The 22,952-nt window shown below is 65.0% G+C and carries 22 protein-coding genes and 1 tRNA gene; 11 read left to right on the top strand and 12 right to left on the bottom strand.

All coding sequences use genetic code 11. The annotated features are described in order from the left end of the window. Positions 1 to 46 precede the first annotated feature (46 nt). The 7 genes from ACXYMR_RS08310 to ACXYMR_RS08280 form a co-directional block, all read right to left on the bottom strand. A complete protein-coding gene (locus ACXYMR_RS08310) occupies positions 47 to 571 on the bottom strand; it encodes a DUF421 domain-containing protein (protein ID WP_458942386.1) in 525 nt (174 codons plus the stop codon). A gap of 97 nt (positions 572 to 668) precedes the next feature. Beyond that, complete coding sequence (locus ACXYMR_RS08305; protein WP_458942385.1) at positions 669 to 1,523, bottom strand: MBL fold metallo-hydrolase; 855 nt, start codon at positions 1,521 to 1,523, stop codon at positions 669 to 671. Continuing rightward, complete coding sequence (locus tag ACXYMR_RS08300; RefSeq protein ID WP_458942384.1) at positions 1,520 to 2,302, bottom strand: TatD family hydrolase; 783 nt, start codon at positions 2,300 to 2,302, stop codon at positions 1,520 to 1,522. Before ACXYMR_RS08300 ends, ACXYMR_RS08305 begins: the two co-directional genes overlap by 4 nt. Positions 2,303 to 2,325: 23 nt before the next feature. Next, a complete protein-coding gene (locus ACXYMR_RS08295; RefSeq protein WP_458942383.1) occupies positions 2,326 to 3,369 on the bottom strand; it encodes a DNA polymerase III subunit delta' in 1,044 nt (347 codons plus the stop codon). After that, positions 3,366 to 3,998: a dTMP kinase gene (tmk, locus tag ACXYMR_RS08290; RefSeq protein WP_458942382.1), complete on the bottom strand. Its 633-nt coding sequence runs from the start codon at positions 3,996 to 3,998 to the stop codon at positions 3,366 to 3,368. Before tmk ends, ACXYMR_RS08295 begins: the two co-directional genes overlap by 4 nt. Positions 3,999 to 4,002: 4 nt before the next feature. Further along, a complete protein-coding gene (locus ACXYMR_RS08285; protein WP_458942381.1) occupies positions 4,003 to 5,148 on the bottom strand; it encodes a D-alanyl-D-alanine carboxypeptidase family protein in 1,146 nt (381 codons plus the stop codon). Between the two features lie 127 nt (positions 5,149 to 5,275). Continuing rightward, positions 5,276 to 6,220, bottom strand: a complete 945-nt coding sequence (locus ACXYMR_RS08280) for a septal ring lytic transglycosylase RlpA family protein (protein WP_458942380.1) — start codon at positions 6,218 to 6,220, stop codon at positions 5,276 to 5,278. 150 nt (positions 6,221 to 6,370) lie between these two features. Between ACXYMR_RS08280 and ACXYMR_RS08275 the strand changes: the two genes are divergently transcribed. From ACXYMR_RS08275 to ACXYMR_RS08260, 4 genes are all read left to right on the top strand, one after another. Further along, positions 6,371 to 6,458, top strand: a tRNA-Ser gene (locus ACXYMR_RS08275). Between the two features lie 434 nt (positions 6,459 to 6,892). Continuing rightward, positions 6,893 to 7,048 carry a hypothetical protein gene (locus ACXYMR_RS08270; RefSeq protein ID WP_458942379.1) on the top strand — a complete coding sequence of 52 codons (156 nt, stop codon included), beginning with the start codon at positions 6,893 to 6,895 and terminating at the stop codon, positions 7,046 to 7,048. Positions 7,049 to 7,087: 39 nt separating this feature from the next. Then, positions 7,088 to 8,296: a glutathione S-transferase family protein gene (locus ACXYMR_RS08265; protein WP_458942378.1), complete on the top strand. Its 1,209-nt coding sequence runs from the start codon at positions 7,088 to 7,090 to the stop codon at positions 8,294 to 8,296. Between the two features lie 29 nt (positions 8,297 to 8,325). After that, positions 8,326 to 8,454: an entericidin A/B family lipoprotein gene (locus tag ACXYMR_RS08260; RefSeq protein ID WP_458942377.1), complete on the top strand. Its 129-nt coding sequence runs from the start codon at positions 8,326 to 8,328 to the stop codon at positions 8,452 to 8,454. Between the two features lie 30 nt (positions 8,455 to 8,484). Here ACXYMR_RS08260 and ACXYMR_RS08255 read toward each other — a convergent pair whose 3' ends face one another. The 5 genes from ACXYMR_RS08255 to ACXYMR_RS08235 form a co-directional block, all read right to left on the bottom strand. Continuing rightward, complete coding sequence (locus ACXYMR_RS08255) at positions 8,485 to 8,841, bottom strand: GFA family protein (RefSeq protein ID WP_458942376.1); 357 nt, start codon at positions 8,839 to 8,841, stop codon at positions 8,485 to 8,487. 13 nt (positions 8,842 to 8,854) lie between these two features. Further along, positions 8,855 to 10,318 carry a RimK family protein gene (locus ACXYMR_RS08250; protein ID WP_458942375.1) on the bottom strand — a complete coding sequence of 488 codons (1,464 nt, stop codon included), beginning with the start codon at positions 10,316 to 10,318 and terminating at the stop codon, positions 8,855 to 8,857. Next, the gene (gene rimI / locus ACXYMR_RS08245) at positions 10,315 to 10,794 is read right to left on the bottom strand and encodes a ribosomal protein S18-alanine N-acetyltransferase (RefSeq protein ID WP_458942374.1); all 480 of its coding nucleotides are present in this window, start codon (positions 10,792 to 10,794) and stop codon (positions 10,315 to 10,317) included. The genes ACXYMR_RS08250 and rimI overlap by 4 nt, the downstream gene beginning before the upstream one ends. Continuing rightward, entirely contained in the window at positions 10,791 to 13,373 is a 2,583-nt protein-coding gene (locus tag ACXYMR_RS08240; RefSeq protein WP_458942373.1) for an HWE histidine kinase domain-containing protein, read from the bottom strand. Before ACXYMR_RS08240 ends, rimI begins: the two co-directional genes overlap by 4 nt. Before the next feature lie 232 nt (positions 13,374 to 13,605). After that, positions 13,606 to 15,150 carry a GNAT family N-acetyltransferase gene (locus tag ACXYMR_RS08235; protein WP_458942372.1) on the bottom strand — a complete coding sequence of 515 codons (1,545 nt, stop codon included), beginning with the start codon at positions 15,148 to 15,150 and terminating at the stop codon, positions 13,606 to 13,608. Positions 15,151 to 15,368: 218 nt separating this feature from the next. Here ACXYMR_RS08235 and msrP point away from each other — a divergent pair, with 218 nt between their 5' ends. The 7 genes from msrP to kynU all read left to right on the top strand — a co-directional run bounded on the left by msrP (position 15,369) and on the right by kynU (position 22,938). Continuing rightward, positions 15,369 to 16,391, top strand: coding sequence for a protein-methionine-sulfoxide reductase catalytic subunit MsrP (gene msrP, locus ACXYMR_RS08230; protein ID WP_458942371.1), 1,023 nt, complete (start codon positions 15,369 to 15,371; stop codon positions 16,389 to 16,391). A 2-nt stretch (positions 16,392 to 16,393) separates the two neighbouring features. Beyond that, the gene (locus ACXYMR_RS08225) at positions 16,394 to 17,065 is read left to right on the top strand and encodes a protein-methionine-sulfoxide reductase heme-binding subunit MsrQ (RefSeq protein WP_458942370.1); all 672 of its coding nucleotides are present in this window, start codon (positions 16,394 to 16,396) and stop codon (positions 17,063 to 17,065) included. 80 nt (positions 17,066 to 17,145) lie between these two features. Continuing rightward, positions 17,146 to 18,276, top strand: coding sequence for a M14 family metallopeptidase (locus ACXYMR_RS08220; RefSeq protein WP_458942369.1), 1,131 nt, complete (start codon positions 17,146 to 17,148; stop codon positions 18,274 to 18,276). Further along, complete coding sequence (locus ACXYMR_RS08215) at positions 18,276 to 18,725, top strand: YaiI/YqxD family protein (RefSeq protein WP_458942368.1); 450 nt, start codon at positions 18,276 to 18,278, stop codon at positions 18,723 to 18,725. Before ACXYMR_RS08220 ends, ACXYMR_RS08215 begins: the two co-directional genes overlap by 1 nt. A gap of 101 nt (positions 18,726 to 18,826) precedes the next feature. Beyond that, complete coding sequence (locus ACXYMR_RS08210; RefSeq protein ID WP_458942367.1) at positions 18,827 to 20,656, top strand: M2 family metallopeptidase; 1,830 nt, start codon at positions 18,827 to 18,829, stop codon at positions 20,654 to 20,656. 186 nt (positions 20,657 to 20,842) lie between these two features. Next, positions 20,843 to 21,694 (top strand): tryptophan 2,3-dioxygenase, encoded by an 852-nt coding sequence (gene kynA, locus ACXYMR_RS08205; protein ID WP_458942366.1) that lies wholly within the window; start codon positions 20,843 to 20,845, stop codon positions 21,692 to 21,694. A gap of 14 nt (positions 21,695 to 21,708) precedes the next feature. After that, a complete protein-coding gene (gene kynU, locus ACXYMR_RS08200; protein ID WP_458942365.1) occupies positions 21,709 to 22,938 on the top strand; it encodes a kynureninase in 1,230 nt (409 codons plus the stop codon). The last annotated feature ends 14 nt before the right edge of the window (positions 22,939 to 22,952 follow it).

The raw sequence follows: 22,952 nt of genomic DNA, 5'->3' as shown, positions 1-22,952 counted from the left end.
TTGGCGCCCGGAATCGGCTCCTGTGGCGCTGAGAGCGGGCCGTCTCTCAATCGTCGGACCGCCGGACATCCTCGAGCACGTCCGCCTTGCCGTCGGCGTCGGAAGTGCCGATGACGGAGAACTGACCGTCGGTCTCCAGGATCACCCAGCGCACGTCGTCGAGGCGGGACATTCCGGATTCGCGGATCGCGGCCCGGACTTCGCTCCGGGTCACGCGTTCGTCGCGCATGGCATCAGGGAGAAAACCACGGTCATAGACCAGGCGCGGCGCCGGCTTGATCACGTGGGCTATTGTGTCGGACCGGAATGCCAGGCGCGTGGCGATGTATTGCAGCGCCAACAGTGCCGCGATCGCCAGCAGAACTTCGGCAATGGTCACGGTTTCCAGGACAATCGAGGAGCCGACCAGCGAGCCCATGGCCACCGTCACCAGCCAGTCGAAATTGTTCATCTGGGCGGTGGATCGCTTGCCGCTGATGCGGATCATCGCGACCACGGCCAGGTAAACGATCGGAGCACTGATCAGGATGGCTCCGAGATTGCCCCATCCATCGAAGAATACGTCCTGCATGCCGCCCTCGCCTTTGCCTGGCCGTCCAATGTACGCACCAGTCTAGGCTCTAACGGGTCAAACGCCGAAAGTGTTTCGAAATCAGTGAAATGTGGCTTCAATTCGGGTCGATCCGGGCGGTGGTTCCGTCCCAGTCGATCTGCAGTCCGTCATGGCCGGGACGGAAACCGTCGGGCAAGCGCCGCTTCAGAGACGCGTAATCGAGCGTGTTGTGCATGTTGGTCAGAACCGCTGCCTTGGCGCCGACGCGGCGCACGGCCTCGATGGCGTCCCTGACGGCGAAATGGGTCGGATGCGGCTCTTCACGGAGGGCGTCGACGACCCAGCAGGCCAGGCCGGACATGTGGGGCAGGCTGGAGTCAGGCAGCCCACTGATATCTGGCGAATAGGCCAGCCCGCCAACGCGGAAACCCAGCGAGGGAATGCGGCCGTGCTGCTGTGCGATGGGCGTGATGTCGATCGCTCCGCCGGGTCCGGTCACCCGGAACGCATCACCCGGCGCGGGCATTTCCATTGCTTCGAGGATCGGCGGGTAGGCCGATCCGCTCGGCGTTTCAAAGACATAGCCGAAGCGCTGCATCATTGTGGCGCGGGTTGCGGCATCCATCCACACCGGCACACGCTGTTCCTGGAAATAGGCAAAGGCCCGGACATCATCGATGCCGTGAGTCTGGTCGGCATGGTCGTGGGTCAGGGCCACGCCGTCGATGTGCCGGACCCGGGCCGCCAGCATCTGGGCGCGAAAATCCGGCGAGGTGTCGATGACCAGGCGGGTGACCGCGGCGCCGGCTTCCAGCGTGTCCCGGTCGCAAGCGCGCTCAATCAGGGCGGAGCAGCGACGCCGCTCATTCCTGGGCTCGGTCGGGTCGCAGGCGCCCCAATCGCCATTGGAACGCGGCACACCGCCGGACGATCCGGTGCCCAGAAGGGTGAGCCGGATGTAACCGCTCACGGTCTCGGTACCTTGTCGAACAGGGTGAAGAAGGCGTCCGTCGTGCGCTGCGCGACCTCGTCCTCGCTCCAGCCCTTCACCGCTGCCAGGCCGGTGGCCACCTGCGGCAGGAAGGCCGGTTCATTGCGGCGACCGCGGTGCGGCACGGGCGCCAGGTAGGGGCAATCGGTCTCGATGATGACGCGGTCATCGGGGACCTCGTCGCGAAACACGGCGCGCACTGCTTCGGCGGACTTGAAGGTGACGATGCCGGAAGCGGCAAAATAGGCCCCCAGGCGGGCGCCGCGCCGGGCCAGCTCGGCACCGCCGGTATAGCAGTGCAGCAGCGGGCGGAAGGCCCCCTTCCCCATTTCCTCCTCCAGCAGGTCGGCCATTTCGGCATCGGCCTCGCGCGTGTGCAGGATCAGCGGCAGGTCACAGCGACGGGCCGCTTCGACATGGGTGCGAAGGCTGCGGAACTGGTCCTCACGCGGGCTGTAGCCATAGTGGAAGTCCAGCCCGGTCTCGCCAATGCCGACGACCTTGGGATGCTGGGCGATGTCGACCAGTTCCTCGACCGGAATGTCCGGACGGTCCTTGGCATGGTGCGGATGGGCACCGATCGTGCACCAGATATCGTCATACTTCTCTGCAATCGCCGAGACGGCGGGGAAATCAGTCAGCTGGCAACAGATGGTAATCATGCGCGCAACCCCGGCCTCGCGGGCGCGTTCAATCACGGCGTCGAGGTCATCGGCGAATTGCTCGCCGTGCAGATTGACGTGGCTGTCTACGAGCATTTCACTATAACCATCAGACTTGTTTATGCATTCTCGAGGCGAGCGGCGTCGCGAGCGAGCCCCAGAGCGGCCAGAGCACTCTGCTTGGGGTCGAGATAGAGGGCGTCGGCGTCGCGGACAAGCCGGTTGAGTTCGCGCCAGGCATCGAGCCAGGGCGTGGCGTCGGCTCCGGCCATGGTGAGGGCGCGCGCCTCGTCGCGCATGGCCTGGGCCAGGGCTTCATAGAAGACACCCCTCGCCTCTTCGGCGCCGCGGGCGGAGACTCGGTCGGCCAGGCGCCGCATTTCGCCTTCGCTGGCGCCGGCCCCCTTCTTGACGATGTGAGCGACATCGCGGGCGAGGCCAACACCGCCGGACTTCGCCAGAGCCAGGGCGCGGCCGGGGGCGCCGTGGGCAAGCCGGGCCGCTGCGACGGTCTGGGCATGATCGTCGACAACACCCTGGGCCTGCAACCAGCCGGCCGTGGCTTCCGGGTCGGGTGCCCGCAGGTCCAGCCGGCGGCAGCGCGAGCGGATGGTCGCCGGCAGGCGGCCTGGCGAATGGGTGACCAGGAGCAGCACGCCACGCTTGGGCGGCTCCTCGAGGGTTTTCAGCAAGGCGTTGGCGGCATTGGTGTTCATGTCATCGGCGCAATCGACCAGGCAAACCCGCCAGCCGCCGGCACCCGAGCTCATCTCGAAGAAGTGCGGTGCCTTGCGCGCCTCGTCGACGGTGATCTCGGCCCGCCAGCGCTTCTTCTTGTCATCCCACGGGCGGCGTAATAGCAGCATGTCCGGACAGGCCAGGGCCTCGAGCAGCTTGCACACCGGATCCCCAGGCATCGAGCCGAGTGGCCCGTGCTCGATCGAAGGCATCGCACCGAGCACGCGGCGGGCCGCGCGCCAGGCAAAACTCGCCTTGCCGACGCCGCGCGGACCGGTGATCATCCAGGCATGGTGAAGGCGGCCGCTGTCCCAGGCGCTTGCGAAGCTTTCCTCGGCCGCCTCGTGGCCGAACAGGTCATAGCGTTCCCGGGGCGCGAGGCAGCCCGGCTGGACGTCAGATCCGATGTCGGGATCCTGTTTCATGCGGCCAGCGAGAAGCGGGCCTCGAGCGTGTCCAACGCCGCCGCCAGGACGGCGTCCTGGGACTGCGCGCCGTCGAGGATGGCGCAGCGCTCCGGCTCGGCTGCCGCAATGTCGAGGAAGGCCTGGCGCAAGCGGACATGATAATCCAGCCCGTGCTTCTCGAACCGCGTGATGTCTTCGCCACGGGCCTGTGTGCGCGCCAGTCCGACCGACGGGTCAAGGTCGACAATCAGGGTCAGGTCGGCGTGGAAGTCACCGAGAGCGAAGCGGTGTAGATCGCGGATACGCTCGGCCGGCAGACCGCCGGCCAGTCCCTGGTAGGCAATGGTGGAATCGGCGAAACGGTCACACAGCACCCATTGCCCGGCGGCCAGGGCCGGGCGGATCAGGCGTTCGACATGATCGACCCGCGCGGCATACATCAGCAGCGCCTCGCTGGTGGCCGACCAGCGGTCGGTGTTTCCGGTCAGCAGCAATTGCCGCAATTCCTCGGCACCGGGCGTGCCGCCGGGCTCGCGCGTCACGACCACGGTCTCGCCACGTGCTTCGAGCGCCTGGCGCAGGCCGGTGATCAAGGTCGTCTTGCCGGCGCCCTCGCCGCCTTCCAAGGTAATGAAACGGCCTGCCACGCGCCTAACCCCGGATCAGGTGGGCCAGAGCCGCGCCAACGCGACCCATCAGGCCCTTGGACGGCACGTCTTCGGTTGCCACCAGCGGGTATTCGCGGTCCGGTGCACCGGGCGCCGCGACGACCAGGGTGGCGATTGCCTCGCCGGCCTCGATCGGAGCCGGGATCGGATCGTCGTAAACCACCTCGACGCTCATGTCGCGACGGGCCCGGCGATGCAGGCCGATGCGGACATCCTCGGTCAGGCTCAGGCCCACGGTTTCCTGGGCGCCCATGAAGACCGGGGCGCGGTGTTCGATTTCCTGGCCGGCGGAGAACAGGTCATGGATGGCGAAGTCGGACAGGGCCGAGCGCATCATGCGTTCCGCCTCACTGGCGCGGGCCGAATTGCTGTCCATGCCGTTGAACACGATGATGCGGCGCACATCATCGCGCTCGGCCGAACCGACCAGGCCGTAGCCGGCGACTTCGGTATGGCCGGTCTTCAGACCGTCGGCGCCGTCGAACACGCCGAGCAGCGGGTTGCGGTTGTACTGGCGGATGCCGTTATAGGTGAATTCGCGCTCGGCCCAGATGTCGTAATAGTCCGGGAACTCGCTGATCAGGATACGCGACAACTCGGCCAGGTCGCGGGCGCTAATGACATGATCCTCGTCCGGCCAGCCGGTGGAGTTGGTGAAGTTGGCGCTGTCCAGGCCAAGCTCGTGGGCGCGTTCGGTCATCAGGTCGGCGAAGGCCGCCTCGCTGCCGGCAATGCCCTCGGCCAGCACGATGCAGGCATCATTGCCCGACTGGACGATGACGCCGCGCAGCAGGTCCTCGACCCGCACACGGCTGTTGACGTCGAGGAACATGGTGGATGAACCGGACGCAGAGCCGCCGCGCCGCCAGGCGTCCTCGGAGACCGGCAGTTCGTCATCAAGCGACAGCGAGCCGGCTTCCAGGGCTTCCAGGGTCAGCAAGACGGTCATGATCTTGGTCATCGACGCCGGCTGCATCGGCGTGTCGCCCTCCTTGTCATAGAGGACGATGCCGGTTTCGTAGTCCATGATGACCGCGTGCTCGGCGTCGCTCTGATAGGTGTCCTGGGCCAGGGCCGGGCCGGACAGTCCGCTCGCAATGAGGATGAGGAAGGCTGAAATAGCGCGCACGATGGTTCGCTCCCTGGGCAGACTCGATGACAATGGTCGAGCTCCCATACAAGCGCGGCAGAACCATGGCGTCCAGCGTCGTGACAGCCCTTCCACCACGCAATGCAGGTGGCGAGCGGGCCGACCGTCAGTCCAGAGCGATGATGCGGCTGTCGTGCACGCCGCGCGTAACCAGGTCAGATTGCGCGGCAAAAGCCTGGCGCCGGTCCTGCCATCGTCCGAAATACACGCGGTACACTGTCCCGATGGCGCTGGTCGCGGGCTCGATCCAGACATCGCCGGCGTCGGCCAGGCGGGCAGCGAAACGATCCGCATTGGCCGCATCGGAGAACGCCCCGACCTGCAGCGTCACGCTCTGGCCCAAGGGAGAGTCATACGCAGCGTTCTGGGGTATTCCGGCGAGCGGCTCGACCGCTGCCATGGCGATGGGCGGTGGCGTCACATCGGCAGCGCCGGGCTCGCGGCTGGCGCGGTAAATCCGCTCGGGCGCCGCGCCCGTGGCATGTGCCGGTCCGAGATACCGCACCCTCACCTCGGCCAGCCCGACCCCGATAAAACCGAGCTCCGTGGCGGCGGCGCGGCTCATGTCGATGATGCGGTCATCGACGAAGGGGCCGCGATCATTGACCCGCACGATGACCGAGCGGCCATTTTCCAGATTGGTGACCTCGGCGATCGAGGGGATGGGCAGCGTCGTATGGGCCGCGGTCATGGCGTCCTGGTCGAAAATTTCGCCATTGGCGGTCAGGCGGCCATGAAAGTTCGGGCCGTACCAGGAGGCAATACCGACCCGGTCGTATCGGTCATCGCGCTCGGGCCGGTAGGTCCGCCCGGCGACGACATAGGTGTTGCCGACTTTCTGGTGGTCGCTGGAATCCGCGATCAAGTGGGTGGCATCGAGGGGGTCGGGCGCTGGCCCTGCGGACCGACGCCACGGGCGCTGGCCGGGCTGGGCGCCTTGTGCGGTGGCTGCACTGGCACTGGTGTGGCGCGGGGCCGGATCTGGCGTCGAGGCGCAGGCCGAGACCAGGCCCAGGACAAGGCCGGTGAGGACAAGGGTCTGAAAGCGCAAAAATCCGCCTCCCGCGAGTGTGAAATGACCATACAGATTTAGCCGGCGATGGTGAAGGAGGCGTTAGCGATGTTCGCTCGCACCGCCCTGCCCGCGACTGCGCCACAGCGCTTGCCAAGCCTGTCCCCGCCCCGCTATTCCAGTGCCACCGGAGGGGTGGCAGAGTGGTCGATTGCGGCGGTCTTGAAAACCGTTGAGCCGAAAGGTTCCGGGGGTTCGAATCCCTCCCCCTCCGCCACTGTCTGAAGGCACGGCGCCACCGAGATCCCGCTGCCGGATGGCACCGGGCCCGGCTTGCGTCCCGCCACACCGGACCGCACCTGATCCCGACACTCCCGATCGGCCGGTCGCCCTGCCCCGCCCGTTCTCGACCTTAGTGAGAGATTTGCTCTGGCAATCGAGGCGCCCCTGCCCGGTCCGGGAGGTCGGCGTTGTTGCCGGAAGGACACACGCGCTCGGTGACCGGACCGCTTGCTGGCCAGCCAACCGTTCAGCCGAAGTACAGTGCAAATCGCCGCAAGCCGCGAACAAAACGGTCGAAATCAAAACCCGTGACAAATCATGCCCGGCACCCGCCCGAGTCGGGTCCGGCGCTTCACACCCGGAACCGCCGGCAAGTTGAGACGTTGGGCACTTGCCGGTTGATTGGACTGGCGGGTGTGGAGCGGAAGCATGCAACACGGACTCTCCAAGGAAACACTGACGGCCCTGGCCACCGTTCTGGCTGTACTGGTCGCCGCACTGGCCTTTGCGCTCTGGCAGGAAAGCCGGCGCGACACGATCGAGTTTCGTTTTGGAGACGGGGAAATCGAAGTGACGAGGAACTAGCCCCCTGCGTGCCATCGGGGCGCGCGACCGAAAGGCAGAATGATGCGACACTATACGCTGTACACCGCCGCCGGCTCTCCGGCGTCCAACAAGATCCGCTCCTTTCTGCGCTGGCGGAATATCGCCTTCAAGGAGCGCCCGGCGACCGCCGAATTGCTGCGTACGATGATCCGGCCACGCCTGCGATCGGTCGAAGTGCCGGTCCTGGCCACGCCGACCGGCGATCTGGTTCACGATACGCGCCTGATCATCGACGCCATCGAGGCGCGCGAGCCCGGCGACCGGCTGATCCCGCCTCATGCGCACCAGCGATTTGCCTGCCGCCTCATCGAAGCCTTCGGCGATGAGTGGTTTGCCCCCGCCCTGGTCTCGGAACGCTGGTATGAATGCCCGCACACCGCGGCCGGTGAGATCGCCCGCTCGGTCTATCCCGACCTCGCTCCCGAGGTCGCCGACCGGCAATCGCGCATCCTGTGCGAACTGCTTGGCGGCAAGCTGGGAGCCCGCGGTTTCAGGCATGACCGCCGACCTGACACCCAGGCCCGGCTGGAGCGCTTCCTGGATGCGCTCGAACACCATCTTTCGCATCACGCCTACCTGTTCGGCGGGCGCCCGAGCAGCGCCGATTTCAGTCTGTTCGGAGCCCTCTCGATCGACTTCGAAGCGGTGACCGGTGGCGTGCCGCACACGGAGTCCCGCCCGGCCATCCGCCGCTGGATGGCGCTGATGAATGCTCCCTGGTCGCTGGACCAGGGCGAGTATCGGCGCGCCTATGAGTTGCCACCCAGCCTGATGGCGCTGTTGCGCCTGATCAGCGACCGCTTCATTCCAGAGGCTGTTGCCACCGCCAAGGCGGTTGCCGACTGGGCGGACGGCCATCCGGGCCAACCGGTTCTGCCTGATCGCGTGGCCGCCGAATGGGTCGAGGACGTTGCCGATCGGCATACCTACAGACCGGAAATCCAGTGGCTGTTCCAGCGCGCGCTGGCTCCGATCCGGGGCGAGATGTCGGCCGCGGAGGTGCGGGCCCGCGACACCCTGTTGCAGGGTCTGGAGTGTGATTTCCTTCGCGATTACGCGCCGCGCCGCCGGTTGGTGCGCGACCATCACCTGTTCCGCGCCGAGATCAATCGCGCCGAAACGGGCGAGCGCGACGACCGCATCGCCCGCAATGTCAGCCAATTGCTCGACCGGGCCGAGAAGGCCGCACAGTCGAGCCGCGAACTGGCCGATCTCCTGGTCGGTTGATTTTTCCAGCCTCACAGAAAGGACACACAATGAGCAAACTGGTCACTCTCTCCCTGGTCGCCCTCCTGGCCCTGGCACTGGGCGGCTGCAACACCATTCATGGCTTCGGTCACGACGTTGAAGAGGCGGGTGACGCGATCAGCGACGCTGCCGATTGACGGGCCGCAGCCGGTTCGTCCGACCCGGCCTCAATCGAGGAAGCGCCAACTCGCGGCCCCGTCGAACCTGCGAATGCGGATGCCTTGCCAGTGTGGCGCGTCGGCCATGCGTATATTGACCGCCATGCGCGAGCGGTCGGCGCCGATCGGCAGCCAGTGCGTGGTGCATCCGCAGCGCGGGCAGAACACGACAGCCAGCGTGCCATCGCCCTGTACATAACGCCGCTCGCCCTGGTCGCCGGTCCGGATCGCTGCGGCGCCAGGCTGGCAATGGGCCCAGAGCGCGCCGGCTTTGGTACACAGGCTGCAATTGCAGTCGACCAGCCAGGCTGGCGGAGCTTCAAGCCGCCAGCTGATATTGCCGCAATGACAGGCCCCCTCGATCACCGGGACCTCCTGTTCAAGGGCGGGCGCCGATGCGCGCCTCCAGCCGGCTGGCAAACCAGCCAATGATTTCCTGCCACAGGGCGTCTTTCAGGACGGCCCCCTCAACATCGCTTTCGAGATTGGGGTTGTCGTTGATTTCAATAACGAAAACCCCATTCTCATTTTGCTTGAGGTCGATCCCGTAAAGCCCGCGACCGATCAGCTTGGCCGTGCGTACGGCGATATCGATGACGTCGGCCGGTGCTTCGTCGACGGCCATGGTCTCGAATCCGCCCTCGGTAACCTTGCCGCCGGCGCCGTGCTTGATGATCTGCCAGTGCCCGCGCGCCATCTTGTACTTGCAGGCGTAGAGCGGCTTGCCGTCGAGCACGCCGACCCGCCAGTCATACTCGGTCGGCATGTATTCCTGGGCGATGATGAGAGCGGTTTCGTCGAACAGGGACTTGGCGCGTTCACGCAATTCCTTGTCATTCGTCACCTTGTGCACAGAGCGGCTGAAGGAACCGTCCGGCGCCTTGAGCACGACCGGGCTGCCCAGCCGGTCGATCAGGCCATCCAGGCTTTGATTCTCGTCGAGCACTTCGGTACGCGGGATCGGCACACCGGCCTGTTCGAGGATCTCCTTGAGAAAGACCTTGTTGGTGCAGCGGATCATCGAGGCGGTGTCGTCGATGACCGGCATGCCCTCCTGCTCGGCCCGACGGGCAAAGCGATAGGTATAATTGTCGATCGCCGTGGTCGAGCGGATGAACAGCGCGTCGTATTCGGCCAGGCTGGACAGGTCATTCGGGCCGATCGGAGCGACTTCCACCCCCATTTTGGCGGCTACCGTGGCCAGGCGTTTGAGCGAACTTGGCCGCGAGGGCGGCAGAGCTTCATTGGGATCGGTCAGGACCGCGAGCGACCAGCGCGCCGGCACCTTCTCGCGCGGTGCAGCCCAGCTGCGGCTGGTATGGGCTTCCAGCGCTTCCAGGAAGAAGCTGCGGGCCTCGCCCTTGAGTGTGTTGGGCGGTACCGGCCGGATGCGGTCGATCTGCCCGCCGGTGCCCAGGCGGACTTCCAGCACCGGCACGCGAAACCAGTCAAACAAGAGCTTGGCAAAGCGTTCCAGCGATGCGGAATCGCTGCGGCCGAAGGCGATCAGCAGATTGCTGCCGCCGACCCGGCAGTCCGCGGGAGCCCGTTCCAGTTCGGCATTCAGCTCCGGCAGGGCCTGGGCATAGAGCGTCTTGCGTGACAGCTCGACCATGGACTGGGCCGAGGGCACGATACGGTGGCTGCGGGCTTCGGCGAGCAGCGAGGCGTAATAGCCGTTCGACTGATAGCTGTAGGATCGCGCCAGATTGATGATGTTTGGGCGGCGTGCCGTGAACAGTTTGGGTGTGGCCAGGTAATCGCGTACCCGCATCACCTTGTGCGGGGTTTCGTGCTGGGCGACGTCGGTCGCGTGTTCCACGAGGATGAGCCAGTCGCTCACGGTGTTTCCTTCTTTGATTGCGTTGAGACGTCGGCCAGGTCGAGCTGCATCACCCACGCGGTCTCACCGTCCTCGTAATAGGCTTTCCGCTCCTCCCGCAAGCAAAAACCGGCACCCTGGTAGAGGCTAATCGCAGCCTTGTTGGACGCTCTCACTTCCAGGCTCAGGCAGGTGCGTCCGGCCTTGCGTGCGATGTCTCGGCAAGCGGCAAGCAGAGCCTGGCCAATGCCCTGGCGGCGCGAGGCGGGGTCGATGGCCAGCGAGTACAGACGGGCCACCGTGCTGCCCCGTCGCAGGCTCAGGGCAGCATAACCACCCAGACCCCGGTCCGCGTCTGCCACGACAAAGCGGGTACGCCCGGCCAGCAACATGCGCCGCAGGTTCCGGCGGGGAAAACGGTCGGCCGTGAAGCTCGCCGCTTCGATCTGGTCGATGCGGTCAAGGTCCTCGGATGTGGCCGGGCGCACACGGGTCACTGGTGTGGTGGCTCCGAACGCCCGAGCGCCAGTTCGACCGCCCTGTGATCATAGGGCTTCTGGACCACTGGCGCCTTGGGGAAGGACTGCGTCACGCCGGCCGACTCGCCATACCCGGTCGCAAACATGAAGGGGACACCGTCCCGATCCAGGCGCTCGGCGATCTCGGCGCTGGTCTGGTCGCCGAGATTGACGTCGAGCATGGCGAACTCGATCTCGTATTGGTCAATCAGCAGGAGCGCGCTGTCGACATCGGCGGCGGTGTGGACCTGCCGCGCACCCAGGCGCGTCCAGATCATTTCGGCATCCAGGGCGATGATCATGTTGTCCTCGACGATCAGGATGTCACCGCTGACGCGCAGGGCCGCACTGTTGCTGGGCGACGGTGCCGGGTCCGGGGTGGGTCGCACCGGCGCCGGTTGCGTGGACGAGCGCACGTGCTGCCAGGGCACACAGAATTCCGCCACCAGCCCCGTCGGCTCGAAACGGATGTCGGCTTCGCCCTTGAGATCGACGGGGATGGACCGCTCGATGATTGTTGTGCCGAAACCGCGGCGCGAGGGCGGCGACACCGGGGGGCCGTCACTCTCCTTCCAGAGCAGGCGGACATCGCCCTCCCCGTCACGCGCAATCGACACCGTCAGCTGCCCTGAATTCTCACCCAGGGCACCGTACTTGGCCGCATTGGTCGCCAACTCATGGAACACCAGGGACAGGGTGGTGAAGGCGACGGGTTCGACCAGGACATCCTCGCCGAGAATCTCCGCCCGGCCCGTACCGTCACCGAAATAGGCCGCCAGCTCGGTCTCGATGAGGCGGTGCAGAGACGCTGGTGCCCAGTCCTTGCGGGTGATCTGGTCGTGCGCCCGGGCCAGGGCCTGGATGCGGCCGTCAAGAATGGCCGTGTACTCGCCGATATCGGTCGCATCGCCGCGCGACTGGCTCATCAGGCCGCGGATCAGGCCGAGGATGTTGCGGACGCGGTGATTGAGTTCGGCGATCAGCACCTCCTGGCGCGCGCGTGCCCTTTCCCCGGCTTCCCGGGCGGCATCATTGAGGCGCAGGACTACTTCCAGCAGGGTCGTACGCAACGCGTCCGCGGCCAGCAATTCATCCGCCGTCCACGGGCTGGAATGATGTTGGAGGTCCTGTTGCCAGATAGCAAAGCTCCGGCGCGGCGACAGGCGCTGGCCCTCGGATGCGGGGCGAACGGCCTTGTCGGGATTGCCAGCCCACTTGACGCTTCGGGACACTTCGCGCCGGAACACCATGATGAAGTCGCGCGGGCGACGTGACACCGGCAGGGCGAGCAGGCCGGGAAGCGCGTCGCCATAGGCCTGCGCCGGCGGGAAGTCGCCCGGCAGGTGGTCAGTGGCAAAGACACTGCTGGTTGATTTGCCGGCGAGAAACCCGGCCAGTTCGATGAGGGCATCGTCCGGCGGCGTTTCACCAATGGTTTCCAGAGTGCCGTCCACCCAGGCCGCGATCCCGTCGAACTGGATGACCCGACCGAGCGCCTCGGCAACGACATCGAATTCATCGGTCAATGACGCACCTTCAGCCATCCGGGCCATCAGCTCGTCATGCACCGCCCGCGCCCGCTCGGCGTCGCGGCGCTGGACTTCGGCCTCTTCCTGCTCGAGCACAAAGCCGAACATCTGGCCGTAGAGTTCGCACGCCGTGCGCACGTCATAGGTCAGGACCCTCGGTGTGCCGTGATGGCAGGCGATCAGGCCCCACAGCTTGCCCCGTACGATGAGCGAGATCGACATCGAGGCCGCCACGCCCATGTTGCGCAGATATTCCAGGTGCACTGGCGAGACGGCCCGGATGCCACTCATCGACAGGTCGAGGGGCGAACCGCCGGCGCTCTGTTGCGGCACGATCGGGTGCACCTCTCCGTCCACATCGCTGATGATGCGCAGGAGGTTGCGGCGATACAGGGCGCGGGCCTGTTGGGGAATGTCGGATGCGGGGTAATGCAGCCCGAGATAGGGCTCGAGCCCGCTCGACAAGCATTCGGCGATGACCGAGCCACTGTCGTCCGGAGCAAAGCGATAGACCATGACCCGGTCGAAGCCGGTCAGGGCCCGCACATGCTGACTGGCCAGCCGGCACAGCTTGTCGACGCCCTCGACATCCCGCATGCGGTCGATCAGAGGTCTCACCTGTCCGCCTGAATCGCGATAAGGCGTGACGCTGCTGGGTTCGATCTCGAGAACGAAGAATGGGCCCGAACGGTAGGCCGCGACATCGTAGCGGGCGTCCTGACCCTCAATCAATTCAACGGAAAACACCCGCTCGACTGAATCCGCATGCCGCAGCAATTGCAGGCGCGAGCGGATGTCGTGCAGCGCCTGGCTCCCGGCCCACTCGGCCAGAGGCTGGCCGATGATCTGATCACTCCCGCGCCCGAGGATTTCGTCGCAATTGGTCGAGGCGTGCTGGACGGTCCAGTCAGACGACACGGCGAGCAGGCAGCCGAAGGACTGGACCTGCCCGATGTGGTGAAGTCTTTCGCGGTCACACTCGGTGAGATCGACCGTGTCGGTCGTGGGTTCGGCACTTCGGGTCGTCATGGCTGGCAGATAATCTCCCCGATGGGCGCCGCTGTCCCGGGATAGCGGGGTGGTGCAAGGTGACTTGCCGGAATCGGGCCATAGTGCGGCCAAGTCCCGGACCGGTTCAAGGGGGCTGGCAAAACGTGATCGGCGACGGCCACTTCAAGAGCCGACAATCGGTAACATGCTGAAACCAGATGGGTCGGCGCCACACTCCCGCAACGCGTCATGAATGCGCGGGTCGGCAATCTCAGGTCTGCCATTTCACCGCGTAGAGGTCGAAACGACGGTCGCGGAGATTGCGCACAGTGCCCTCGAGGCGGGCCCATTCCAGGTCCGTCAGATCGAGATCGGCGATCTCCACGGTCTCGACATTCTCCGTGCACTCGCCGGCAATGCCGTCACGCGGGAAACGGAAGTCGCACGGAGTGAGGATGCACGACTGGGCGTACTGGATGTCCATGTTCTCCACCCCCGGCAGATTGCCGACATTGCCCGACAGCACCACATAGCACTGGTTCTCGATGGCCCGGGCCTGGGAGCAATGGCGCACCCGCATGTAGCTCTGGCGGTTGTCGGTGCAGAACGGCACGAAGAGCAGTTTCGCACCGGCATCGACGAGCTTTCGGGCCAGTTCGGGGAATTCGGAGTCATAGCAGATCAGCACACCGATGGGTCCGCAGTCGGTCGGGATGGTGATCACTTCATCGCCGCCGCGGATATTCCACCAATGGCGCTCCGACGGTGTCGGGTGGACCTTCTCCTGGGCGTGCACGGAGCCGTCACGGAGGAAGACATAGGCGACATTCTGGATCTCGCCCTTCTTGGTACGGGTCGGGTGGGATCCGCCGATGATGTTGATATTGTAGCTGATGGCCAGCTGGCGCATGGCCTCGACGAAACGCGGCGTGTACTCGGTCAGCCGCTCGATCGACTGGGCCGGTGTCAGGCGGGTTTCCTCGATGGCGAGGAGCTGCAGGGTGAACAATTCGGGGAAGACCACGAAATCACAGCGATAGTCCGAGGTGACGTCGACGAAGTATTCGATATTGCTGATGAATTCCTCAAAGCTGGCGACCGCGCGCTGCTGGAATTGCACCGTGGCCACGCGCACGACTTCCTTGATGCCGGGCGGCGCGCTGCGGCTCAGCGTCTGCTCGACCGCATAGGGGTTGCGCCAGACCATGTGCGAGGCACAGCCGCCCGATGCCTTGTCATAGGGCAGATAGCCTTCGAGAACGCCGATCGGCTCGAATCCCATGCGCAGCTGGAACCGCAGGACCGGATCGGAGACTTCCTGGGCGATGACGGCGTCGAGGTATTCCTGGGGCGTGGGGTATTGCTTGCGCTTGCGCTGCCAGCCCGGCATGCGGCCACCGAACACGATGCCCTTGAGCTCGAAGCGTTCGCACAGCTCGCGCCGCGCATTGTACAGGCGCTGGCCGATGCGCAGGCGCCGGCGGTCGGGGTCGACGAAGACTTCCATGCCGTACAGCCACTCGCCCTTCGGATTGTGCCGTGACGCGTACCCGTTCCCGGTGATGGAGTTCCAGCTGTGCGGCCCCAGGGCCGCTTCCTCGTCAATGATGAAACTGGCCGAATAGCCAATGATCTCGCCATCATACTCGACGACGATCTGGCCTTCCGGGAAGTTGATGATCTGGCCCTGGATCATGCTTTCCACGTAGGGATCGAACTCGGTGTAGACCTTGATCGACAGGGCAATGATGCCGGCAATGTCCTCAAGTGTGGCGTTGCGGACATTGAGGGAGGGTTTGGACGTCTGGCTGGGCAAGAGAGTGCCTTTCACGGGCGGCAAGGAACTGGCCAAGGCTGGCCGGCGCAGAACATCTGAATCCGCTGCGCTGTCAAATCATTTCGCCTTGTCCCGCCGGGCGCACGGCCACTGTCAGTGCATGTGGGGCGCAGCGCCACCGATCACGTTTCTGTGGGGGTGCGGGACAAGACCGGAATTTCCCCTAGTTTAGCTGGACAAGCAAACACGAGGGCAACATGCCGAAGCGCGGACATCAACCCTGGCAGCTGCCGCAATCCCAGATCACCCCGAAGTCGCGCTATCTCAACAGGCGCGAGATCATGGCCGCAGCCAGTGCTGTCGCGGCAAGCGGACTGGTCGGCTGCGGCGAGGCGGATACCGGTACCGACGGCGTGGTCGAAACCGGGCAGAGCGGGGCAGCGGCCGAGCCGCCGGCGACCGCAGAAGCCACAGAGCCGTCCGGCGGCCTCGCGTTCGAGACCACGCAATACAGTGTTGCCGACCCCCTCACCCCGTATGACGCGGTGACCGGCTACAACAATTTCTACGAATTCGGCGTCGGCAAGGACGACCCGGCGCGCCATGCCCACGCCATGACCACCGATCCGTGGTCGATCGAGGTAGAGGGCCATGCCGGTCGCACCGGGCGGTTCGGGCTGGAGGACGTAATCGATTTTTCCGCGCTGGAGGAGCGCGTCTACCGCCTGCGCTGCGTCGAGGCCTGGTCGATGGTGATCCCGTGGATCGGCGTGCCGCTGGCCTCGGTGCTGCGCCGGTTCGAACCGACCTCCGACGCCCGCTATGTCCAGTTCGAGACCTATTATAACCGCCGCGAGATGCGCGGTACCCGGTTCCCGGTCCTCGACTGGCCCTATGTCGAGGGGCTGCGCATGGACGAGGCAATGAATGAGCTCGCCTTCCTCGCTGTGGGACTGTACGGCGACATCCTGCCCAACCAGAACGGGGCCCCGGTCCGCCTCGTCGTGCCGTGGAAGTATGGCTATAAATCGGCCAAGTCGATTGCCCGCATCCGCTTTGTCAGCGAGCAGCCGGTGACTTCTTGGAACCGCTCGGCGCCGCGTGAGTACGGGTTCTATTCCAACGTCAATCCGAACCGCGCCCATCCCCGCTGGAGCCAGGCCAGCGAGCGGGTCATCGGCGCCGGCCCGTTTGCCCGCCGGGATACCGAGATGTTCAACGGGTACAGCGAGCAGGTGGCCCACCTCTATGCCGGCATGGACCTGATCGAGAATCACTGAGCATGTCGCGTCGTCCGTTATTGAGAGGGTTTGCCCGGCACGCGCTGAAACCCCTCGCCTTCTGGCTGCTGGCCCTGCCCGGCCTGTACATGGGCTGGCAATGGTATTTGCTGCTCTCCGGTGCTAGCCATGAGCTTGGCTTCAATCCGATCGAGACGACGCATCGCTTCCTGGGCGATACGGCCCTGCGCATCCTGCTGATCTCACTGGCGGTCACGCCCTTCCGGGACCTGACCGGCTGGCTGCCGATCATGAGGATTCGCCGCCGCATCGGCCTGGCCGCCTTCTGGTATGCGGTGCTGCACCTGGCCGCCTATCTCTTCCTCGACAAATACCTGGCCGCCGGCGGCAGCGTCGCCGGCATGATGTCGGGCTGGTGGGAGGACATTGTCGAGCGGGTCTACATCACGCTTGGCATGACGGCACTGGTCCTTCTCGTGCCGCTGGCGCTGACCTCGTTCAACAGCATGGTGCGCCGCCTCGGTGCGGCGCGCTGGCAGCGCCTGCATTACCTGGTCTACCCGATTGCCACCCTGGCGGTGCTGCATCACGGCTTCATGGAGAAAGGCAACCAGCTCGGCCCCTGGATCCATGGTGGCATCCTTGCCGCACTCCTCGGCTACCGCCTCTGGGCCTGGCGACGGCGTGCGGCGCGGCCTGCGGCGGCGGCCTGAAATCCCGGTTTCGGCGCACAAACTGTTGCGATATCTCAGGGGGCATCGCATTTTCGCGCCCGATACAGCGGAGCCTTTTCATGAGCCTTCACATCACCGACCGTTTCGACAGCGGTAATATCATCGTGCTCGATGCGGCCGACCCTGGCCGCGTTCGCCTGGAGATCCGCAAGGACAAGGATTCCGACTTCTACCAGTGGTTCCACTTCCGGGTTTCCGGCGCCATGGGTGAAGCGTTGACGATGCATATCGAGAATGCCGGTGGCGCGGCCTATCTGGAAGGCTGGCCGGGCTACCAGGCCTGCGCCTCCTATGACCGCGAGACCTGGTTCCGCGTCGGTACATCGTTTGAGAACGGCACGCTGACCATCAATCACACGCCGGAAGCCGACAGCATCTGGTTTGCCTATTTCGCTCCCTACTCGATGGAGCGTCACCACGATCTCATCGCCTGGGCCCAGACCCACCCGGACGTGCGACTGGACATTCTCGGCGAGACCCATGACGGCCAGGCCATGGACCTGCTCACCGTCGGCGATGCCGACGCGGACAAGGCGGTGATCTGGGTCACGGCGCGCCAGCATCCCGGCGAGACCATGGCGGAATGGTGGATGGAAGGATTCCTCGCCCGCCTGCTCGACGAGGACGATCCGGTGGCGCGTACGCTACGCAGCAAGGCCGTGCTCAACATCGTGCCGAACATGAACCCGGACGGGTCAAGGCGCGGGCATCTGCGCACCAATGCCAAAGGCGTGAATCTGAACCGGGAATGGGACAAGGCCAGCCTCGAGCGCTCGCCGGAAGTCTTCCACGTGCTCAATCGCATGCGCGAGACCGGCATCGACATCGCGCTGGACGTGCACGGGGACGAGGCCCTGCCCTACAATTTCATCGCCGGTGGTGAAGGCGCGCCCAGTTTCGACACGCGCGGCCAGCGCCTGCTCGATGGCTACAAGGCAGCACTGACCACGGCGAGCCCGGACTTCCAGACCGAGCACGGCTATGATGTGGACGCTCCCGGCACCGCGAACCTGTCCGTGTGCACCAACTATCTCGCCAACGAATTCAAGTGTCTGGCGATGACGCTGGAAATGCCGTTCAAGGACAATGCGGACCTGCCCAATACCGAGACCGGCTGGTCGCCCGAGCGCTGCCGCAAGCTGGGGGCGGCCAATCTGGACGCCATGATGCGCATGGTGGCCGAAATCTGATGACGCTCTACGTCGATGCCGATGCCTGCCCGGTCAAGGACGAGGTGATCCGGGTCGGCGAGCGCCACCGCACCGAGATCCTGTTCGTGTGCGATGGCGGCATCCGGCGTCCCAACTCGCAATGGGCACGGCTGGTCATCGTCGACCAGGGCGCCGACGCAGCGGATGACTGGATCGCCGATCGCATCGGGCCGGGCGATGTCTGCGTCACCGGCGACATTCCGCTGGCCGACCGCTGCCTCAAGGCCGGCGCGCTGGCCATCGATCACCGGGGCAAGGCGTTCGACGCCGACAATATCGGCTCGGTCCTCGCCATGCGGGACCTGATGACCGATCTGCGCTCGAGCGGCGAGATGTCCGGAGGCGGCGGAAAGCCCTTTTCGCCGCGCGACCGTTCCGCTTTCCTCGATGGCCTTGAGCGGGTCATGCAGAAGGCAAAGCGGGCCTGACATTACAGCGGTGTAATGCCTCGCACCTGCCGCTTGACGCAGGCGGCAATCCGGCGAGGATGGCGGCCAAGCAAGAACAAGCACTTCACGGAGGAGATCCAATGACCCGTTTGCTGAGCGGCGTGGCCGCGACTGCCCTGATGATCGGCGCCGGCGCGCCGGCCTGGGCCGACCACAATGATGATCCGCAATACCCGGCCACGGTCGAGGGCGCGGAGCAGTTCCTGGCCGATGTCGAGGAAGAGACCCGTGATTTCGGCGAGTTCGCCGCCCGCACCTCCTGGGTCTATTCCAACTTCATTACCCAGGACACCGAATACCTGGTCAGCCGGATGAGCGCCCAGGCCACGGAAATGTCCGTCGAGGCCGCCGTCGAGACCGCCCACTGGGCCAATGTCGACCTGCCGCAGAACCTGCGTCGCAAGATGACCGCGCTGACCGCCGGTATCACCCTGCCTGCCCCGTCCGGCGCGGAGCAGGCCCAGCGCCTGGCCGAACTGACCACGGCGATGGCGTCCGCCTATTCGACCGGGACCATTGATCTCAATGGCGAAACAAAGACGCTCAATGAGCTGCAGGCCCTGATGGGCACGGAACGCGACCCGGCCGTGTTGCAGGAAATGTGGAATGAGTGGCGCGCCGCCATCCAGCCGGCCGAGATGAGCGCCAATTATGCCGAGATGGTCGAGATCGCCAATGCCGGCGCCCGCGAGCTGGGTTTTGCCGACCTGGCCGAGATGTGGCTGTCCAATTACGACATGCCGGCCGACGAGATGGAAGCCGAGGTCGAGCGCCTGTGGGGCCAGGTCGAACCGCTCTATGAACAGCTGCACTGCTTCGTCCGTGACGGCCTGAACGAGTATTACGGCGACGAAGTCCAGGCCGACAGCGGACTGATCCGCGCCGACCTGCTCGGCAATATGTGGGCCCAGGGCTGGGCGCCGATCAATGACATCGTCAGCGCCGGCGAGGCCGATGCCGGCTATGACCTGACCGCGCTGCTGGAAGAGAATGACTATGACGCCACGGAAATGGTGCGCGTCGGCGAGCGTTTCTACACCTCGCTCGGTCTCGAGCCGCTGCCTGACACGTTCTGGGAGCGCTCGCTGATCACCGCGCCGGAAGGGCGCGACGTGGTCTGCCATGCCTCGGCTTGGAATCTCGACTGGCAGGACGACATCCGCATCAAGATGTGCACCCTGGTCAATGCCGAGGATTTCCGCACCGTGCACCACGAGCTGGGCCACAACTACTACCAGCGCGCCTACAATACCCAGGACATCCTGTTCCAGACCGGCGCCCATGACGGCTTCCACGAGGCCATCGGTGACTTCGTGGCCCTGTCGGTGACGCCGGAATACCTGGTGCAGATCGACCTGCTCGAGGAGAGCCAGGTGCCGGACGCCTCGGCCGATGTCGGCCTGCTGTTCAACACCGCGCTCGACAAGATCGCCTTCCTGCCCTTCGCGGTGATGATGGACCAGTGGCGCTGGCGCGTCTTCCGCGGCGAAATTACGCCGGAGAACTACAACGAGGCCTGGTGGGAGCTGCGCAACCAGTACCAGGGCATCACCCCGCCGGTCGAACGCCCGGCCGATGCCTTCGATCCGGGTGCCAAGTACCACATCGCCAACAATGTCCCGTACCTGCGCTATTTCCTGAGCTACATCCTGCAGTTCCAGTTCCACCAGACGGCCTGCGAGATGGCTGGCTGGGAAGGTCCGCTGCACCGCTGCTCGGTGTATGGCAATGAGGAAGTCGGCACGCGTTTCAACGCGATGATGGAAATGGGCGCCTCCGAGCCCTGGCCGGACGCGCTGGAAGCCTTCACCGGCACCCGCGAAATGGATGGCTCTGCCATCATCGCCTACTTCCAGCCGCTCATGGAGTATCTGGAAGAGGAAAACGAGGGTCGGGCCTGCGGCTGGTAGGCTGAAGGGACAACACGGGAAAGGCGGCCTCGACCGGGGCCGCCTTTTTTGTGGGCAATTTCGGTCGCCCCGCGCGTGTAAGGCAGCGGCACAGTTGATCGCAGGCCCCTCGCCCGCCTACACCAGTGACACCAAGTTCACGCGCGCCAAAGCCGGTACGGCGTGCCGTCAAAGGGACGAACAGGCATGAGTGAGAAATTCGACACCAGCGTCGATGTCTCCGACGAGGCCGACATCCACTGGGACTTCAAGGACGAGATGTCCTATGGCGGCTATCTGGCGCTCGACACCTTGCTGGCGGCCCAGAAACCCGTCTCCGGCGAGCATGACGAGACCCTGTTCATCATCATCCATCATGTCGCCGAACTGTGGATGAAACTGGCCCTGCACGAGGTCACAGGCGGCATCGCCCACCTGCGACAGGACGAGGTCGGGCCGGCGCTCAAGATGTTCGCCCGGGTCAGCCGCATCCAGGAACAGCTGATCACGGCCTGGGAAGTGCTCGCCACCATGACCCCGGCCGACTACCTGGTGTTCCGCGACAAGCTGGGCAATTCCTCCGGTTTCCAGTCCTTCCAGTACCGCACGCTGGAATATTCGCTGGGCAACAAGAATGCCGCCCTGGCGCGGGTGCATGACGACAACCCGCCGGCCCGCGCCATGGTGCGCGGCGCCCTGGAGCGCCCCAGCCTGTGGGACGAGACGCTGCGCCTGCTGGCCCGGCGCGGCTATGCCATTCCGCAGGACAAGGTCGAGCGCGACTGGTCGCAGGCCTATGAGCCCAGCGACGACGTGGAGGCCGTGTGGCGCGAGATCTACCGCGACAGCCAGACCCATTGGGAAGCCTACGAGCTCGGCGAGAAACTGGTGGATCTGGAGCACAAGTTCCAGCAATGGCGCTTCAATCACATGAAAACCGTCGAGCGCATCATCGGCTTTCGCCAGGGCACGGGCGGGACATCGGGCGTCCATTATCTCGTCAAGGCATTGAACCTGCGCTTCTTCCCGGAACTCTGGACGGTACGCACCTCCCTTTGAGGACATCTGAGACCATGACCAATCTGACCGATATTCGCGCGCTCGACGCGGCTGACCCGCTGGCCGGCTTCCGTGAGCGGTTCGATCTTCCCAACGGTGTCGTCTATCTCGACGGTAATTCGCTGGGCGTCTTGCCGAAGGCCGCAGCCGGACGGATGCAGGAGGTCATGCGCGAGGAATGGGGCCGCGATCTCATCACCTCGTGGAACCGGCATGACTGGATCGGCCTGCCGCGTCGGCTTGGCGCCAAGGTGGCCAGGCTGATTGGGGCAGCGGAGGATGACGTTGTCGTCGCTGATTCCACATCGATCAATATTTTCAAGGCGCTGTCGGCCTGTATCCAGCTTCGCCCCGAGCGCTCCCTGATCCTGTCGGAGACCGGGAATTTCCCGACCAATGTCTACATGATGGAAGGCCTGTCGGCGGTCACCGGCGGACGGGTCCGCCAGAAACTTGTCGCCACCGAGGACCTGGAAGCGGCGCTCGACGAGGACGTTGCGGCGCTCCTCATCACGCAGTCGCACTACAAGTTCGGCTATCTGCATGACATGGAGGCCCTGACCAGGGCCGCCCACGACAAGGGCGTGCTGGTGATCTGGGATTTGTGCCATTCCGCCGGCGCGCTGCCCATCGACCTCGATGCCTGCGACGTCGATTTCGCGGTTGGCTGCGGCTACAAATATCTCAATGGCGGGCCCGGTGCGCCGGCCTTCATCTATGTCGCCAAGCGCTATCAGAACGAGGTCTTCCCGGCCCTGTCGGGCTGGTTGGGTCATGCCGATCCGTTCGCCTTCCAGGATGGCTACCGGCCAGCCGATGGCATTGACCGCTTCAAGTGTTCCTCGCCCAGCATCCTCGGTATGTCGGCCCTGGAATGCGGTCTGGATATCGCTGTCGAGGCAGACATTCATGCCGTGCGTGCAAAATCGGTGGCTCTGACTTCGCTGTTCATCGAGCTGGTCGAGGCGCGGCTGCCGGAATTCACCCTGGCCAGCCCTCGCGATCCTGAGCGGCGTGGCAGCCAGGTCTCGTTTGCCCACGAGCACGGCTACCCGATCATGCAGGCCTTGATCGCCCGCGGCATCATCGGTGATTTCCGCGCACCGGACCTGTTGCGGTTCGGTTTTACCCCGCTCTACACCAGCTATGAGGATGTCTGGCGAGCTGTCGAGGGGCTTGCTGACATCATGAAGACCGAAGAGTGGCGCAAGCCGCGCTATCATGTACGCTCCGCGGTGACCTGACCGTCCCCACCCTC

The organism is Maricaulis sp. CAU 1757, from assembly GCF_054482675.1.
The sequence above is the reverse complement of the archived record's forward strand: the minus strand, read 5'-3'. Positions and strand labels throughout refer to the sequence as shown.